This window comes from Yersinia enterocolitica subsp. enterocolitica (genome assembly GCF_901472495.1).
GTDB classification, from domain to species: Bacteria; Pseudomonadota; Gammaproteobacteria; order Enterobacterales; family Enterobacteriaceae; genus Yersinia; species Yersinia enterocolitica.
Genome location: NZ_LR590469.1, coordinates 499,405 through 516,175, shown reverse-complemented (window position 1 = coordinate 516,175; position 16,771 = coordinate 499,405). Strand labels below are relative to the sequence as shown.

Below are 16,771 nucleotides of genomic sequence, written 5' to 3'. Positions count from 1 at the left end.
ATGTAAGTATCCCAGCTTTAGTTCCACACACTTTTTGAGATTTCCAGTTTTTCACTCATCAGCCGGTACTCTTCCGGCGTCAGGTTATTCAGGGATTCATGGGGCCGCTCACTGTTGTATTCATTCAGCCAGCGTTCCGTTATTTCCCGTGCTTCATTCAGCGTTCTGAACAGATAAAAATCCAGTATTTCGGTCCGATACGTTCGGTTAAACCGTTCGATAAATGCGTTTTGCGTCGGTTTGCCGGGCTTGATAAATTCCAGCATCACGCCATGGTCTTCAGCCCATTGTGCCAGCGCCAGTGATATTAGTTCTGGCCCGTTATCCATCCGCATTTTCAGCGGATAGCCACGGTTTGCCACTATTCTGTCCAGCACCCGCACAACGCGCTGCGCCGGGATATTCAGGTCAATTTCGATAGCCAGAGCCTCGCGGTTAAAATCATCCACGACGTTGAAAGTCCGAAAACGTCGGCCACATGTCAGCGCGTCGTGCATAAAATCAATCGACCAGCTTTGGTTGAGGGCTTCCGGCGTGGCCAGCGGAGCCGGATTACGCACCGGCAGGCGTTGTTTCCCTTTACGACGAAAATTCAGTTTTAGCAGACAGTAAATCCGGTGTACACGCTTGTGGTTCCAGGCGTGTCCCTGCCTGCGAAGCACCTGAAAAAGCTTCTTAAATCCGTAGCGGGGATAGCGTTCAGCCGCCTCAGTCAGCCTCTGGATCACCGGTTCATCACGTCGTTTATTCGGTTGATAACGAAACACCGTCCTGCTCAGCGATAACGTCCTGCATGCCTGGCGTATGCTCATCGTAAACTGCGTGGTCAGATAGTTGACGAGCTCACGCTTTATCGCTGGTTTTAAAGCTTTTTCTCGATGACGTCTTTCAGCGCACGGCATTCCAGACTCAGATCAGCAAACATCTGCTTCAGACGGCGATTCTCGTCTTCTAGATCTTTGATCTTTTTGATATCAGCGGCTTCCATCCCGCCATATTTCGCCTTCCAGTTGTAATAGCTGGCTTCGGAAATAGCAGCCTCGCGGCACACATCTTTGACGGTCCTACCCGCTTCGACTGATTTCAGTACGGCGATGATCTGGTGCTCGGTGAATCGGATTTTACGCATAAGGATCTTCTCAGGTGACATCATCAGTATGTCGGAAGATCTCTAAAAGTGAATGGGCCGTTTAAGCGGGATACTTACAGAAATACCAGCTGATTATCGAAATCAATCAAAGAGCGCAGTTGAGTCAACCTTAACCTTAGAAAAAAATGAACCAGACCTCGATAAACTAACAACGGAAGCGATTAAACACAACTTCGACGAGAATGTAATTGGAAGTCATTTGTTATATATTTCAGATGTTATGGGTGTTAATGGTGCCGTTGCATATTCAGCTATAATTGCAAAAGCAATTATTTCTCGCAAGAGAAAAAACAGTTAAATTTTAAACATGAGACATCTAATAATATTAGATGTCTCATGTCACCAAAAATCAACGGTATCTGCGAGCTGTTCCTTAAAACGATACTGAACGAGTTTTATCAGGTAACGTTCCGTAAAAGATGTATGGTGTTCTCGACGCATTACAATCCGATCTTGATGAATGGCTCGCTTAATATAAGATGAGCAAACTCATCAGGAGAAAAAATGCTGTGGGCGGAGGTCGATGGAAAAATTACTGGATGAAAAGTGCATCTGGACTGAGAAAAATTTAAGCCAGATGTAACCTGACAGACACCTGTATAAATAACCGATAACTGTCAGATAAGCTCTGAAATAATACATATAAATTAATATCAGAGTGGCAGAAATGCTGCCTACTCTTCATATAAAATATACTACATTTTTTAAAAGTGAAATTTCAAAATCATCCAACAAATTAGAAATTCTCTTTTCTTCTGAAAATTTCTTTATTTTCTCTAAGGCTTCATCAATGTCATCATCAACAGTAACGTTAGCTAATTTTGTGATTTTTTTAGATATTTGCATTGGAATACCAAACTCTTCAAGTGTCACCAGCGTAGGGATTTCAAAGTGAGCTTCTAAGGCATGACTAAAACTAGTATAATCACCAAAAGTGTAATTAAACCTTGAAAAAATTAACTTCTGAACATCATTGATCGCGAGAATTATCTTAGGAAGATTATAACTTACTAAGTTTCTTTTGAAATCAAAAATGACTTGGACAGCATCATCTGCAGTATAGTTTGAATTACGTTTTACCCAATAAGAATATTCATCATCAATCAATTTTAGATCACTTTCATGATTCATGACAGATCTCAGTCTTGTGTGAAGTTGTGAGGCTGATTTTACAGCTCCATTCCCCATTCTTGATAAAGAAAAATATTTAAATAAAATTTCACATAAATGATTAAGCTGATTTTTGGTTGGATATAGCGAATCCCACACCATATCCTTATGCCACTTGCCACTTGCCACTTGCCACTTGCCACTTGCCACAGTGTTCCATCAATGCTTCTGCAAATGTTAATAATCTTTCAGGTGGAACACCCTGATGCTTATTAATCACTTCAATTGGTAAAATTTGCTGATGTGTATATTTAAATATTTTTGATAAACTAGTTTCTGATAAGTCACTTTGTATTTGGAGAAGCATAGAATCAGAGGCATTATCACTCTGAGTAATGATAGGTATGTCAATTAATGGCAATTGTTGGTTTGGTCTATTACCTATAATGTGAATTATACCAACAAAGTGCTCGAACATTCTGCCACTCCTCCCTGAAATGTTATTAAAAGTAAAGGAGTCTAGTTTTGTTCTGCCAGTAATACAATCATCATAAATTATAACATTCTTAGCATTAGTATTTACCCCTTCAATCAGGGTTAATGTACAAACTAATATGGAAATTCTTTTTTTATTGAAAGAATCAACAAGAAATGAACCAATTGCTCTAGGAAGTTTTGCATGATGACATGCTATACCATAGTCTATAGCATTCGCTAAATTCCATTCAGGGTGGTAATTATCTCTCAACCATTTAGTAAATGATTCGTTATCTATGCATCTATTAGTAAGTCCCATTGACAGTATCTTTGACATCAAACCATTAGCTCGTTTAGGAGACTTACAATAAATTACTGTTTGTTCTTCTTTATTAATAGTATTTAATATTTTTATTAAATGTTTATCCCTTTCTATATCTACCAACTCATCTTTGCCGTCTGATTCTAATTTATAATAAAACTCATCAGCGGCTACCGTCTTATATTTGTCAAACTTCACAAATGAACAATTAAGATCATCTTCTAGGCCATCCATAATTCCATCAATGTTTGGACCAAGCATATAAAATCTTTTGCATTTATGATACAACTTATGAAATGCAATATTTAATCTATCGCATCGATAATCTGTATCGCTGTTAGGTGCAAGTTTATAAAATTCATCTATAATAAAAAAATCAACCTTTACATTTTCGAAATCACGTTCGATTACCCTCTCTTGCGTATAGATGAAAATGTTTCTTTCAGCAACATTTTGATTGGACTGAGTTATTATTTTGAATCTTGATTTATGTTTATGAAACTTTTTCTTAAGCTCATCCATCAATGCTATTGTTGGCACAACCACAACAATATTATTGAATATTTGTGAACTAATTAAAGCATCAATTATTAAGCTTTTACCAAAGCTTGTAGGAGCGCTTAAAACAATATTCTCACCATTAATAATCCTATAATATATTTCGGCTTATTTAACGTGAAATGTAGTCCCTTTGCTTATTGGAGATAAAAAGATATCCATCCCTAACTTAGTTTTAAAATCTAGGCCCTTACCTTCAACATAGGGAAACAACCCTAACTCTAAAACTAATCTATTTAACAAGTTAACATTCGAACTGAATAGCTCTTTTTTATCCAACATTCGTAAAACTAAATCTTGAATCAAAAAATGGTTTACATGCTTATTATATTCATTAATCAATTCTAGAATTATATCTAGCCAAACACAGCTCTCAGAATTTATTTTATCTTTTAAGTAATTGTACTTGTCAATGTTCATTTTGAAACTTCCTTTTTAAAATCATCATACAATGACACGATATCGTCCACAGGGTAAAGAAAAACCCTAACATCTATTAGTTGAACAATTTTATTAGTATACCCTGAAGATAACAATGTTCGACAAGTATCAATCTCTTCTCTAAACTTTAATAAGAAATCATTTTTACTATAGTTTTTTATTATTTCGCTAGAATTTACAATGAATATTGGAAGGATTATTTTGTCTACCCGATTCTCTATTGGAAGCTGATTATCAGCAAGCTTACGTAATTTTTCTTTGAAAGGCCAATCTTCATCTATTTCAGATGTAATGACTAGAAGCCTTGTTTTAATCTCATTGACACTGATCAGATTATTAATATTTTCAATAACAGACAATATTGCTTCATCCATAGAATCTTTTATTGACGAAGCACCAAGCCATAATTCAATTTGTCCGCCATTAATCACTATATGCGAGCAAGAAAATAATAGTTCACCATTGATATGATATACGCCATTGATTACGGGAATAGTTTTGTGATTTTGTCTAATTGCCATATGTAGAAAAAGATCACCTAATGCATTTTGGTTATCAATTGGATATTTTTTAATGGCCTCTGCAAGTTGTTTTGCAGGCCGATTGTCGATGGCTTTCTTATGTTGCGCAGTTAAAGAATAGTCAATTAACCAATCTTTAGTATACTCAATGAGGTCACTTTTTCTCCATTCATTATATTCAAATCCAATATCAATCCCTTTAACATTTGGAACGGTTTTATTGCAATCAATGCATATTTCAAATGGTGTATCAGGATGTTCAGGCGGCATATACTCAATTTCTTCACGTACTGACGCTTGTAAACGAAAATGATGGAATGAAACTCCAAGTTTACTATATATGTCAGAAATAGATAATACATGCAATGTTGTACTACCATGTTGCACAATCAGCATTCCTACCACATATCCATTAAAAAGCACAGGAGAACCCGACATTCCTTTATAATTAGATACTGTTGAAACTTGAGCGATTTCAAAACTGTGTTTAGCTGTAGTTATATTTCCGGTTATGCAGCTAACAGTCGATGTAAAAGCAGCTGGAATTTGATCTTTTTCTACCGGAAATCCAAAAACATGTATTTTTTCATCTACTTCCAGATCCACTACTCCAGCTTGTATATATGATGGAAATTCATAATCAACACATTCTAGCAGGACAAAATCAGCTTGTGCATTATTATATCCAGCAAGCAATTTTAACTTAACTCCTACTCCAGACATAAAGTCATCCGGTGATAAAAACAAGCTATACTCGCCATCTGTTTCAACTGTATGTTTAGCAGTCAAAACCACACGATTGCTAATGCTAAAACACGTACCTCTTCGAATTGATGCGTCTTTTTGAGATTTGAATATATATATTTTACCTTTAGGGTAATCATCCATTTTCATATAAAAATCTCTTTTGTATTGAAAAAATATTTGACTCAGAACTATAGCTTGAGAAATTTTCTTTAAATGCATTATTGATATGTTCGACAGAGTGATTAATATAAATATCAACTGGCTGTATTTTTGAATATTTTACAATTCGAGCTAAAGTTTCAATATCTGGATGTGAATGCTTTTTCCCATTGGTGCTAATTAAATATTTTTTGCAGAGAACCCTCTCTAATAAGCTTTTATTATAATTATGTTTACTACCATGATGTGGTAACTTAACCGCATCTACCTCAAGTGTTTCATATCCTTTACGATCCATCCATTCTAGTATTGTCTTTGTATCACTATCTCCAAGAAATAATATTTTCTTCCCGTCACTAGTTGCTAAAAAAGATATACTACTCATATTATTTAAAGAGTTGTCATCAGCAAACTCTCTATCAGCTAATACTTCGATGCTGTCATCCATCTCCTCACATATATTGCTATAACCGATTTCATTTTTTAGGCTTTCAATATACTTCTCAAATGCAACACTATGCTTTTTATGTAACCATTTCATTTTTAGATCATATTCTGAAAGAACCTCTAACCAACTATTATTAATTCTCTCAATGTTTTTTACTGTAGGCCCAATGATCTCAAATGTAATGTCACCTATAGAAAATTCATTTAAAACGGTCGCAGTTGTTAATACTTCACCATTAAACCTTTCATTAATATTATAATTGAGTGTTTTCAATATGTAAGAAAGAGAGGTCCCTTCTGAAAATCCTATATCTACTCCTCCTTCATCAACATCCGAGAAGTTTGATATCATTTTGTCAAGCGTAGATGATTCCTCATGAGATATGCTTTCCTCAATCAGTTTAGAATTAGTTAATTGCTCAATTCCATTGAAGAAGACCTCTTTTATAACAGGATGACGCCGTTTTTCAAACATGCAAATTAGACCATTAACATGATCATTATCAATGTGTGTTACAAACAAAGCATCAATTTCACTCAATCTTTCTAGGTTACAATTCCAGAGCTTGTAAGAGGAAGCAGTTCCTCCATCAATCATGATTACTGTGTTTGGTGTTTCTACTATTATGCAATCACCATTACCAGCGTCATTTAAATAAACATTCATATCATAAAACCTTATAAATCTTATAGTTAAGCATTAACAATGTGTTATTCAACCTTCATGATACATTTTTATCAAAATTCCCTATTGCTTTCTATTCAAAACTATGGAATACGCTTGATAATTCTCGAGTCACTTCTCCTCAAACTCAATGTGTGATTTTCCATCTTGAAGGTCATAAACGAAATTTAATCATGATTAAGTTCATTTATTAACCACTTGCGAGCAGAGGCGATCCAGCCTAGTTAAACTCAACCCCTTTATCTTAGGGTCATTTAAGCTGGCTCTAGGCTTATCCTTTAACATCAGCGTTTAATTTCTTGTGTTCGCTTTTCTCTAAAGTGATTGCAGATAGGAAGCTAGGAAACTTATGTCCATGATGGCCAGTTCACTGCAAATTGTCTGGGGTTAGAACGGCTGGAAAAAAGCTCTATACTTCAGTTACATAACGTTTGTATTTTTCTATCAGTTTTTAATAAAAAAATAATCAGACTATGTTTGCCTTTTCGCATTCATTAATGGTGGTCATTTTGGTGGTCTTGACAGAAATGAACTTCTGATTTAGCTTACTTATTAGCCAGTTATTGGCAAAGGCGATCCCAGTCAGAGGAGCCAAATTAGAGAAACCCGCTTAGGCAACTAAGCGGGTTTTTTGCTTTACTCATAGCCTGATATCAGAAAACTAGCGCCTGATGGTTGAAAATGTGGCAGTCTCAGAAAATGAGTGGAACTAAACGGGTGTGCTTATATGATGTCTAAGATCGTCGATACTTTTATTGCCCCGCTGTGCCATGACAAGATAGAGACGCTCTATCAGGACGATCACCTGGTACTTATCAATAAACCCACAGGGTTACTCAGCCTCTCGGGGAAAAACCCGCAAAATCTCGATTCGGTGCATCATCGGCTGGTTCAGATATTCCCCGGCTGCACCCTGGTTCACCGCCTCGATTTCGGTACTTCCGGGCTGATGGTCATTGCGCGCAATAAGGCTATCAATGCCGCACTCTGCCAACAGTTCAGCCAGCGCACAGTGACCAAAGTGTACAGCGCTTTGCTTTGCGGGCATCTGGATGACAACGAAGGGGTGATAGACGCAGCAATTGCCAAAGATCCGGCGCTGTTCCCACTGATGTTGATTTGCGCAACTCATGGCAAGCCCGCTCGCTCCGGCTATCGAGTCGTTGAACGTTTTTATCATGAGTTGGAAGACGGAAGGTCACTACCATTGACGCGGGTACAGCTCATCCCAGAAACCGGGCGTACTCATCAGCTGCGCATCCACTGCCAGCAGTTGGGCCACCCGATTTGGGGCTGTGACCTGTATGGCGGCCGCTTGCTGCCGGGAACCGAACAGACACCACGACTGATGCTGCACGCCAGTGAGTTACATTTTGTTCATCCCATTAGCGAGGAGTGGATCAAAATCAGTAATGCCAGCCCGTTCTGAGAACGATTAATTACCACATCAAATCATCGGGCACTTTAAAATCAGCATACGGATCTTCTTCATCTTGCTCTTCCTGACTTAGCGCACTATTTAAGACAATACTGTTCGCATCACGCTGCGCAATTTTATCGGCGACACTCGCGGGGATAATAGCGTATTCACTTTCGCCATTGTTATCCGTAACGACTCGAGCAATAGCGAGACGACCGCTAATCAGCTGAGCTTGCGTCATCTTATCCACAACTATTTTTTTAATTAAATTATTATCTGTGAAGTTAAAACCAATATCGCCTTTTGAAAGGTTGATTCTGTTCATTTCAATAAGCTGCTTCACCTGAGCTTTATACTCTTTAGATAAAGCAGCTTGTTTTTGTTGTTCGCTTAGCTGTTTATCACGCTCAAGTTGTGCTTTTTTATTTTCTTCCACAGCTTCTCTCGCCTCACGAGCCTGAACTCGTGACTTTTTAGCTGTTCGTTGGACTTTAGCCATTTTTTTGCTGCTCACTAATCCAGCTTTTAGCATCTGCTCTTGTAAGGTAAGTTTTGTCATCTTCGTTTCTAAGTCAGTTGAATAATTTGTGTATTATACCTGTTATTTTTGAGAGTTTCACAGCCCGCTTAAGGAAACTTAAACGGGCTTTTGGCTATCTGATAATTTGTTCTGGCTTGAGTATTACCGATATAAACTCACCGCTATTTTCGATTAAGAATACGCAGAAAATCCTGCTTACTTGAAATCAGCGAAAGTGCATTAGCAATAATTTCATCACTAAAGATCGAGGCAATATCTTTTAGCACATCGATATGCTCTTTTTCTTTTGCGATAACGCCAATGGCAATAAACATCACATTGCTTCTATCCCAAATAACACCATCCGGGAATTGGAAGATCTCAACACCTGTTTTAACGATAATATTGGTAGCTGATTTTGGTAGGTGAGGTAAGGTAATACCATTGCCCAGAAACGTAGAGACTTGCTGCTCTCTTTCATTAAGGAAAGCAATACAATCCTGGTTAATATAGCCTTTAGCTTTAAACTCTTTCCCTACCATGGATAAAACTTCAGCCTTATTTTTTGCATGACATCCTAAATGGATATTTTCAGCAGTAATATTATCTAGCATGACCTGTCCCCTTTGCGCTATGACTCATTTGTCTCATATAAAGCAGTACCTATTAATTACCGGAAGACAGTTCTTCTTCAAGTTGCTCTAATGATTTATTAGCTGTTTCTGGCAAGGCTGCGACCACAAAGATAATCGCCAGATAGTTGATAAGTGCAAAAATCAGGAATACCGGGCCCAGGCCCAACTTCGCTTGTAATACCGGGAATAAGTAACTAACTATTGCATTCATGATCCACATGAAAAACACCGAAATCCCCATAGATAATCCACGAATTTTTAACGGGAAAAGCTCAGCTAATACCACCCAGGTAAGAAAGCCCATCGTCCCTTGCATAACACCGACAAATAACGCGCCAAGCAACCAAATGACCGTCGCCTTGATTTCACCCATCAGATAATAATCTGCACCAGCGATAATCAGGTGTAATGTTGCCATGAGTGCGAAACCATAAATAATCAATGTCTTCCGTTTAAAACGATCCACCAGGAACAACACCCCAATGACCATACCGCCAACAGAAAAGACACCATTTAACACGTTGCAGATCAAAGACATTCTTTCAGAGAACCCGGCAGTCTTCAGTATTTCGGTGCCATAATACATAATCACATTAACCCCAGTTGTTTGCTGCAATGCTGCCCAAACAATACCCACCAAGATTAATTTTAAGATCCACGGTGTATGAAAAATAATAGCCCAATCTTTCTTTGCATATAAGTGCTTTTCTTTTTCAACATCAATCAACGTTACGATATCTTCAAATTCTTTAATCGCACGCTGTTCGGGGCGAATCTGTTTTAATATGGCTAATGCTTCTTCACGGCGATTTTTACTGACCAACCAGCGAGGACTTTCTGGCGAACGCCACATTCCAACCAATAAACAAATCGCGGGGATAGTCTGCACCAATAACATATAGCGCCAGACTTCAGGAAGATGTCCCCAAACAATTCCAATCACCGCATTCACAGCAAATGCCGCTAATTGACCAAACACAATGGCTACTTCATTTAATCCCGTCAGTTTGCCCCGCATTTCTGTTGGCGCAACTTCGGATATAAATGTGGGCGCAGTAACCGATGCACCACCGACTGCGTAACCGAGCAAAAATCGGGCAATTAACAGGCAGGTAATATTAGGGGACAATGCGCACAATAATGCACCAAAGAAGAAAACAAAGGAAAGATAGAGTAAATATTTTCTTCGGCCAAAAAAGTCAGCCAGTTTTCCGCCCAAGATACTACCAATAGCGGCACCGACCAAAAGTACACTCATTACCAAGCCAACTGTTGTCGGTGTCAGCGCCATGTTTTCTTTCAATGACGAAAATGCACCATTAATAACCCCCGTATCGTAACCAAAAAGCAAGCCACCAAAGGTAGCGACTAATGTTATTTGATGTAATCGTTTTCTCTGTTGTGCGTTGAGATTCATCATTAATGACATATCCTTACCTTTTATTTGAGTATCCATTTAATGTCAAAAAGGTTTTTTTAAAAAAACGTCCCCGTACTTTCAAAAGAGAAAGTGAAAAAACTTTTTGACACTCTGATTTATTAATTAGATAAATGCAGTTATTGAAGCCAAATAAACTTTCTTACAGAGTGTGACGTTATATTACTTATGATGTGTTTTTCTGTTTAGCACGCCCCTTTTACATTTTCGATTTCTAGCCTGTCCACCACAGACAACTCCCAGTAACACCTGAATAACTTAACTGTGACATAACATATCATTCATATTGAAATTAAAATTCTATATCGATCACAATATGGTACTTAAATTCTAACTTAGCGTGAGTGAGAACAGGACTAACACTCTATTCAACAGCAATAATAAAAAATATCCATTTGATATTAAATGGAAAAAATGAAAAATAGATGACAAAACGGGTGGGTTTTTAGTGAAGGAGTAGTAAAGAAAGTTGGTTCTTTTGTGACCTTGTTAACTATTTTATTTCAAAAATAATTTTTTATGGAATAAAAATTTGCATTTGAAGTTTAACAGCTCACTGCTGAGGTTTTGCCGTGCAATTTGGCCGAAACCTGGGCCAAATAACACGATTGGAGGACTAAAAGTGGGAGCTATTGGATGTTAATGAGAAAGCCCGCATGAAGAAAGATAAGCGGGCTTTGTGCTATTTGATCACTTTTTACTTACCTGGAGCTACAACGCATAAAAAATCAATGCGGCAATGCCACCAAATAATAGCCATTTGATTAAATAATAAATTCTGCGATTCCAGGCTTTCAGGCGCTTACCTACCTTACGGACTGCATAGATATATTTGAAAGCACGGTTAACCCCACCAGTCCTATCCCCTTCTTCATTGGGGGCAGTGGCGGCACTCATCAAATTGCGCCCCAACCAATGGTTAACCCATTGTGCCCAACGATAACGCATCGGGCGTTCAATATCACAAAAGAGAATCAGCCGCTCCTGCCCACTCTGATTTTCAGCATAATGAATATAAGTTTCATCAAACAGTACACCCTCGCCATCACGCCAACTGTAGGTTGTACCATCAACATCAATAAAACAGCGATCATCATTCGGAGTGATTAAACCAAGGTGATAACGTAAGGAACCCGCATAAGGATCTCGGTGGCGAGGCAAACGGCTGCCGTCCGGTAACTCAGCAAACATCGCCGCTTTCACCGATGGTAACCCTTTCAATAAGGTGGTGGTGTGGGGGCACAATGTCATTGCTGATGGGTGGCTATCTTCATACCATTTCAAATAAAAACGCTTCCACCCCGTTTTAAAGAAAGAATTAAAACCGGCATCATTATATTTATCCGATGCTTTGATTTGCTGGACTTCCATTAATGCCTTACCTTCCTCCCTGATTTTTAACCAGTTATCTCGCAGTACGGCAAGTTCAGGGAACAAGTCCTGTTTTAAATAAGGCGTGGTAGGAACGCGCGAGAATAAATACATAAAAACATTGATTGGTGAGACAAATGTCGAATGGTCTGAGAGTTGACGCCAGAATTTATAACGAACCTTTCCGCGAAAATGCACATAAGCTACGCATAAGATGAAAATAAATAAGGCGATATATTTCATGATATCCTATCAATAAATATTTTAGATAGCTAAATATCTAGCCTATTCCCATTGAACTTTCCAACTTAAAAATATTAAAAATAATGAATAAAGTAATAATATTATGATTAGTAAGCAATAAACGTCTGCACATCACTACCATTTAACGTGAAGCATCCAGTAAAACAACGGCCTGCGGGGAAGTCTTCACTTAATTCTCGCAACAACTGTAATTCAAAACGCCCGGTGTCTAATGAATAACTCAACAGCTTCGCTTCAAGAAAATCAAAATAACGCCCAAGTTGCGGATAGACTGCTTTAAATAAACTCTCTTTCGCGGAAAAAGCCAATGTCAGCAAGTGGTTAAAAGGTAATAGTCCATCCAGGAAACAATGATATTCCTCTTCACTGAGAATACCCGGCCATAAGTTAGCCGCTCTTTCAACAGCAATTAAACTTTCGATATCCAGACCAATACCATGCCGACGGGAACTGGCTCCAATAGGCTCTCCGGCGGGTGTGATTATTTGTGCAGTACACAAAGCGCGTTGGTTATTATGGCTAATGCTACCAATCAAACCGGTCGGCCACAGTGGTGCGCGGTCGATGCCATTTGCCAATGGGTAATCGCGTACTTCCAGCATATTCAACACCTGTCTGGCAACAAAGCGCCCTGCCAGATATTCAGCACGCCGTTTTGCAACGGCTTTTTGTAAACTGCCAGGAAACGCGATGCCATACACGGCAAATAGCTCATCCCGATATTCATTTACATCAAAATCACATTTAGCCAAAAGCCCATGAAACAGAGGTTGGTCATTCAAACCGACGGCTGGGAGTGCAGCAAAGGTAAAATTACGGATAAATACCGAGGTCACGCGTTATCCTATTCAGGTTGATTTATAGCGTTTTGTACCCTGGATAATCCCGGTTGCAGGAAGGCGGCAACTGAGTGAGTCCCAAGGAGCTTACACAAGTAAGTGACTGGGGTGACAAATCCGCCAGGAGCAGATTTGAACGCTGTTTGCAGCGGCCTCGCAGAGGCGAGGCCCATGGACGGGCCGAGTAATGAAGATAGCCAACGCACATGCAGCTTGCAGAATAACGGGTATAGTAGTAGCTAACCTCTTTTGCCACAATATCAAAACCCCGCCATTTGGACTAAAACGTTAGCCACTTCAAGTTGCACCACATTATAGCTCGATAAATTCTATCTTTTACCCCGCATTTAATGAGGTTTACCTCATCATGAAATGCAACTTCACAATTATTGAAACGCAGTTCCTATCGTTTCTTTTTCTGTGACAATGGTCAATTTAAAAACAAATGTAAACAGCTAGGTTGAATACCCTAGGGATAAAGGAAAAGCCCTTTATATAACTATTCCGCTATGAGAAATATCGCCTTTTTATTTATTGTTTTAATGACTTCTGGAGACCACTGAATGAAATTTCCTAAGCCACTACCAACACTCTGTCTGGCTATTTCTGCCATTTTATTTAGCCAAATAGCCGCTGCTCAACAAATTAAAGCGGCTGATGTTCACCCTAAAGATTACCCTAATGTTGTTGCGGTTAAAAATATGGGTGACAAACTAAAAACGGCAACCGACGGGCGGTTGGAAATTAAAACATTCCCAGGCGGGGTCTTGGGTGATGAAAAACAAATGATAGAACAGGCTCAAATGGGAGCAATTGATATTATTCGTGTTTCTATGACCCCTGTTGCCTCTATTTTACCGGAGATCAGTGTCTTTACTCTGCCCTATATGTTCCGCGATGAAGATCACTTACATAAAGTGCTTGATGGGAAAATAGGCCAGGAAATTGGCGATAAAATTACTAACAATAAAAACTCAAAATTGGTCTTCCTCGGTTGGATGGATGCGGGTACCCGTAATCTGATAACCAAGCAACCGGTTATTAAGCCGGAAGATTTGAAGGGCATGAAAATCCGGGTACAAGGTAGCCCGATTGCATTAGCCACGCTGAAAGCCATGGGCGCTAACTCGCTCAGCATGGGCGTCAGTGAAGTGTTCAGCGGTATGCAAACTGGCGTTATTGATGGTACTGAAAATAATGAACCGACGTTTGTTGCTCATAACTATCTGCCGGTAGTCAAAAACTATACTTTGAGCGGCCATTTTATTATTCCAGAATTGTTCCTTTATTCTAAAGCCAAGTGGGATAAATTATCATCTGAAGATCAACAAACCATTCTGAAACTGGCAAAAGAAGCTCAGGCGGAACAGCGTGTATTGTGGCAAACCTATGTGCAGCAATCTCATGACAAAATGAAAGCTGGCGGTGTGCAATATCATGAAATCAATCATGACGCTTATTACCAAGCCACGCAGCCAGTACGTGATGAGTTTGGCAAAGATTATCAAGACCTCATTCAGCAAATAAGTGCTGTCCAATAATATTCTTTTGGCGGTATTAATAACTTTAATACCATCGATATATACCCAGAATCATTGGCGTTGTAGTAAGGCGACTAACACCGCTACAACGTCAAAGCTAAAGGGTAATCTGAGGTCTCCGCTATGGCTCGCTATTATCTATCAACGATGGATGTTTTATATCGCCTGTCAATCTGGGTAGCTGGTATTGCTTTGATTATTATGGTTGCGGTTATTCCTATGGGGATATTCGCCCGATATGTACAAAATGATGGCTTATCCTGGCCAGAACCCGTGGCTATTTTATGCATGGTGACATTTACCTTTGTTGGCGCTGCCGCCAGTTACCGTTCTGGCTCACATATAGCCGTCAGTATGGTCACCGACCGGCTCTCAGAAATGGGTAAAAAAATCTGCCTTATATTGGTGGATTTGCTGATGATATTGATAAGCCTGTTTATTCTGGTTTACAGCTATATTTTGTGCAGCGAACTTTGGTCACAACCGGTGGCTGAATTCCCATTACTGACGGCTGGGCAGACCTATATTCCGCTGCCTATCGGCTCCGCTATTACCCTACTGTTTATTATCGAGCGCCTGTTCTTCGGCTCACAGACCCACCGCCCGGTAGTCATGATTGGCAACTCATAATTTGGGGAACTTTGCCTTATGGATGCATTTATTTTAGTTTTTACCCTGGCAATTTTGTTGGCTATCGGCGTTCCGGTGGCTTATGCCGTCGGCTTAAGTGCGATTGCTGGTGCATTTTGGATTGATTTACCTCTGGAAGCGGTCATGATTCAAATTACCAGCGGCGTAAATAAATTCTCATTATTGGCAATTCCGTTCTTTATTCTGGCGGGCGCCATTATGGCCGAAGGAGGGATAGCGCGGCGGCTGGTGAGTTTTGCCTATATTTTCGTTGGGTTTATCCGTGGCGGTCTGTCACTGGTCAATATTGTGGCCTCAACTTTCTTCGGTGCAATTTCAGGGTCATCAGTAGCCGACACGGCTTCTATTGGCTCAGTGATGATCCCCGAAATGGATAAGAAAGGTTATCCGCGTGATTTTGCTGCTGCCGTCACCGCCAGCGGTTCTGTTCAGGCTATATTGACGCCCCCTAGCCATAACTCGGTTATTTATTCGCTGGCAACCGGCGGTACGGTTTCTATTGCTGCACTGTTTATTGCCGGGATCCTACCGGGCCTGCTGCTCAGTTTCACCCTGATGCTAATGTGTGTCGGCTTTGCTTATAAACGAGGTTATCCCAAAGGGGAGCGAGTGCCATTCCGTCAGGCGCTGAAAATCTTCGTTGATACCTTATGGGGGTTGATGACCGTCGTCATCATTATGGGCGGGATACTTTCCGGGATATTTACTGCCACTGAATCCGCCGCAATCGCTTGTTTATGGTCGTTTTTCGTCACTATGTTTATCTATCGTGATTACAAATGGTCAGAGTTACCCAAGCTGATGTATCGCACGGTAAAAACTGTCACTATCGTGATGATTTTAATCGGTTTTGCTGCCAGCTTTGGCGCTATCATGACCTACATGCAATTACCCGAGCGTATCACTGAGTTCTTTACCTCGGTTTCTGATAATAAATACGTCATTCTGATGTGTATCAATATCATGCTGTTGCTGATTGGCACTTTGATGGATATGGCACCACTGATTTTGATATTGACGCCTGTCTTAATGCCGGTCACCCATTCATTGGGGATTGATCCGGTTCATTTCGGCATGATTATGCTGATCAATCTGGGGATTGGTCTGATAACACCACCAGTGGGATCAGTGCTGTTTGTAGCCAGTGCGGTGAGTAAACAGAAAATCGAGCAAGTGGTGAAAGCGATGCTTCCGTTCTACGGCGCGCTGTTGCTGGTGTTAATGCTGGTGACTTATATTCCGGAAATATCCCTGTGGCTACCCAGAGTCTTTGGCGTTTATACCGGCTAACAAATCAGCTCATCATCTGGCATAAATAAGTCGGGCCGCTGACTGGCCCGACGCATTATATCAAGATGGTTTTTTGAAATAATCAATCCAAATGAAGGGGAAACGTACCGTTGGGGGCCCTATTTATTTAAAATACGAGTGCGTGAGCCGCCGGAGTGCCCCAGGTACGGTCGCTCCTTCACACT

General features: G+C 39.8%; 16 protein-coding genes and 1 pseudogene. 6 read left to right on the top strand and 11 right to left on the bottom strand.

What is annotated here, in order from left to right:
- Positions 1-17: 17 nt before the first annotated feature.
- Positions 18-1,129, bottom strand: a protein-coding gene (locus FGL26_RS02450) for an IS3 family transposase (RefSeq protein WP_127891288.1) whose coding sequence is annotated in 2 segments (ribosomal slippage) — positions 18-868 and positions 868-1,129 — 1,113 coding nt in all. Because the reading frame shifts where the segments join, the coding sequence is not laid out codon by codon here.
- 52 nt (positions 1,130-1,181) lie between these two features.
- On the opposite strand from FGL26_RS02450, the gene FGL26_RS02445 reads away from it, so the two are divergent.
- Together FGL26_RS02445 and FGL26_RS02440 are read left to right on the top strand one after the other, a co-directional pair.
- Complete coding sequence (locus tag FGL26_RS02445; protein ID WP_005168639.1) at positions 1,182-1,448, top strand: hypothetical protein; 267 nt, start codon at positions 1,182-1,184, stop codon at positions 1,446-1,448.
- A 38-nt stretch (positions 1,449-1,486) separates the two neighbouring features.
- A pseudogene (locus FGL26_RS02440) lies at positions 1,487-1,733 on the top strand (IS481 family transposase); the annotation flags it as partial.
- Positions 1,734-1,831: 98 nt separating this feature from the next.
- On the opposite strand, the gene FGL26_RS21390 reads toward FGL26_RS02440, so the two are convergent.
- From FGL26_RS21390 to FGL26_RS02420, 5 genes are read right to left on the bottom strand one after another with little or no spacing between them, the layout of a single operon-like run.
- Positions 1,832-2,470 (bottom strand): hypothetical protein, encoded by a 639-nt coding sequence (locus FGL26_RS21390; protein WP_162130743.1) that lies wholly within the window; start codon positions 2,468-2,470, stop codon positions 1,832-1,834.
- Complete coding sequence (locus tag FGL26_RS21385) at positions 2,427-3,689, bottom strand: helicase-related protein (RefSeq protein WP_303740873.1); 1,263 nt, start codon at positions 3,687-3,689, stop codon at positions 2,427-2,429. Before FGL26_RS21385 ends, FGL26_RS21390 begins: the two co-directional genes overlap by 44 nt.
- A gap of 36 nt (positions 3,690-3,725) precedes the next feature.
- Positions 3,726-4,037, bottom strand: coding sequence for a hypothetical protein (locus FGL26_RS02430; RefSeq protein ID WP_005168636.1), 312 nt, complete (start codon positions 4,035-4,037; stop codon positions 3,726-3,728).
- Entirely contained in the window at positions 4,034-5,473 is a 1,440-nt protein-coding gene (locus FGL26_RS02425) for a HamA C-terminal domain-containing protein (RefSeq protein WP_005168634.1), read from the bottom strand. The genes FGL26_RS02430 and FGL26_RS02425 overlap by 4 nt, the downstream gene beginning before the upstream one ends.
- Entirely contained in the window at positions 5,460-6,599 is a 1,140-nt protein-coding gene (locus FGL26_RS02420; protein WP_005168631.1) for a ComEC/Rec2 family competence protein, read from the bottom strand. Before FGL26_RS02420 ends, FGL26_RS02425 begins: the two co-directional genes overlap by 14 nt.
- A gap of 748 nt (positions 6,600-7,347) precedes the next feature.
- Here FGL26_RS02420 and FGL26_RS02415 point away from each other — a divergent pair.
- On the top strand, positions 7,348-8,046 hold the full coding sequence (locus tag FGL26_RS02415; RefSeq protein ID WP_005168627.1) for an RluA family pseudouridine synthase: 699 nt from the start codon (positions 7,348-7,350) through the stop codon (positions 8,044-8,046).
- Between the two features lie 10 nt (positions 8,047-8,056).
- On the opposite strand, the gene FGL26_RS02410 is transcribed toward FGL26_RS02415, so the two are convergent.
- The 5 genes from FGL26_RS02410 to FGL26_RS02390 all read right to left on the bottom strand — a co-directional run bounded on the left by FGL26_RS02410 (position 8,057) and on the right by FGL26_RS02390 (position 13,101).
- The gene (locus FGL26_RS02410; RefSeq protein ID WP_005168624.1) at positions 8,057-8,596 is read right to left on the bottom strand and encodes a DUF2058 domain-containing protein; all 540 of its coding nucleotides are present in this window, start codon (positions 8,594-8,596) and stop codon (positions 8,057-8,059) included.
- 143 nt (positions 8,597-8,739) lie between these two features.
- The gene (locus tag FGL26_RS02405; protein ID WP_005168621.1) at positions 8,740-9,171 is read right to left on the bottom strand and encodes a PTS mannitol transporter subunit IIA; all 432 of its coding nucleotides are present in this window, start codon (positions 9,169-9,171) and stop codon (positions 8,740-8,742) included.
- A gap of 52 nt (positions 9,172-9,223) precedes the next feature.
- A complete protein-coding gene (locus tag FGL26_RS02400) occupies positions 9,224-10,621 on the bottom strand; it encodes a sugar porter family MFS transporter (protein WP_011816648.1) in 1,398 nt (465 codons plus the stop codon).
- A 720-nt stretch (positions 10,622-11,341) separates the two neighbouring features.
- Complete coding sequence (gene lpxO, locus FGL26_RS02395) at positions 11,342-12,244, bottom strand: lipid A hydroxylase LpxO (protein WP_005168615.1); 903 nt, start codon at positions 12,242-12,244, stop codon at positions 11,342-11,344.
- Positions 12,245-12,351: 107 nt separating this feature from the next.
- The gene (locus FGL26_RS02390) at positions 12,352-13,101 is read right to left on the bottom strand and encodes a 4'-phosphopantetheinyl transferase family protein (protein ID WP_005168613.1); all 750 of its coding nucleotides are present in this window, start codon (positions 13,099-13,101) and stop codon (positions 12,352-12,354) included.
- Between the two features lie 566 nt (positions 13,102-13,667).
- On the opposite strand from FGL26_RS02390, the gene FGL26_RS02385 reads away from it, so the two are divergent.
- The 3 genes from FGL26_RS02385 (at position 13,668) to FGL26_RS02375 (ending at position 16,586) form a co-directional block, all read left to right on the top strand.
- Positions 13,668-14,645: a TRAP transporter substrate-binding protein gene (locus FGL26_RS02385; RefSeq protein ID WP_005168612.1), complete on the top strand. Its 978-nt coding sequence runs from the start codon at positions 13,668-13,670 to the stop codon at positions 14,643-14,645.
- A 123-nt stretch (positions 14,646-14,768) separates the two neighbouring features.
- A complete protein-coding gene (locus FGL26_RS02380; protein WP_005168610.1) occupies positions 14,769-15,275 on the top strand; it encodes a TRAP transporter small permease in 507 nt (168 codons plus the stop codon).
- 18 nt (positions 15,276-15,293) lie between these two features.
- Complete coding sequence (locus FGL26_RS02375) at positions 15,294-16,586, top strand: TRAP transporter large permease (RefSeq protein ID WP_005168608.1); 1,293 nt, start codon at positions 15,294-15,296, stop codon at positions 16,584-16,586.
- Positions 16,587-16,771: the final 185 nt, after the last annotated feature.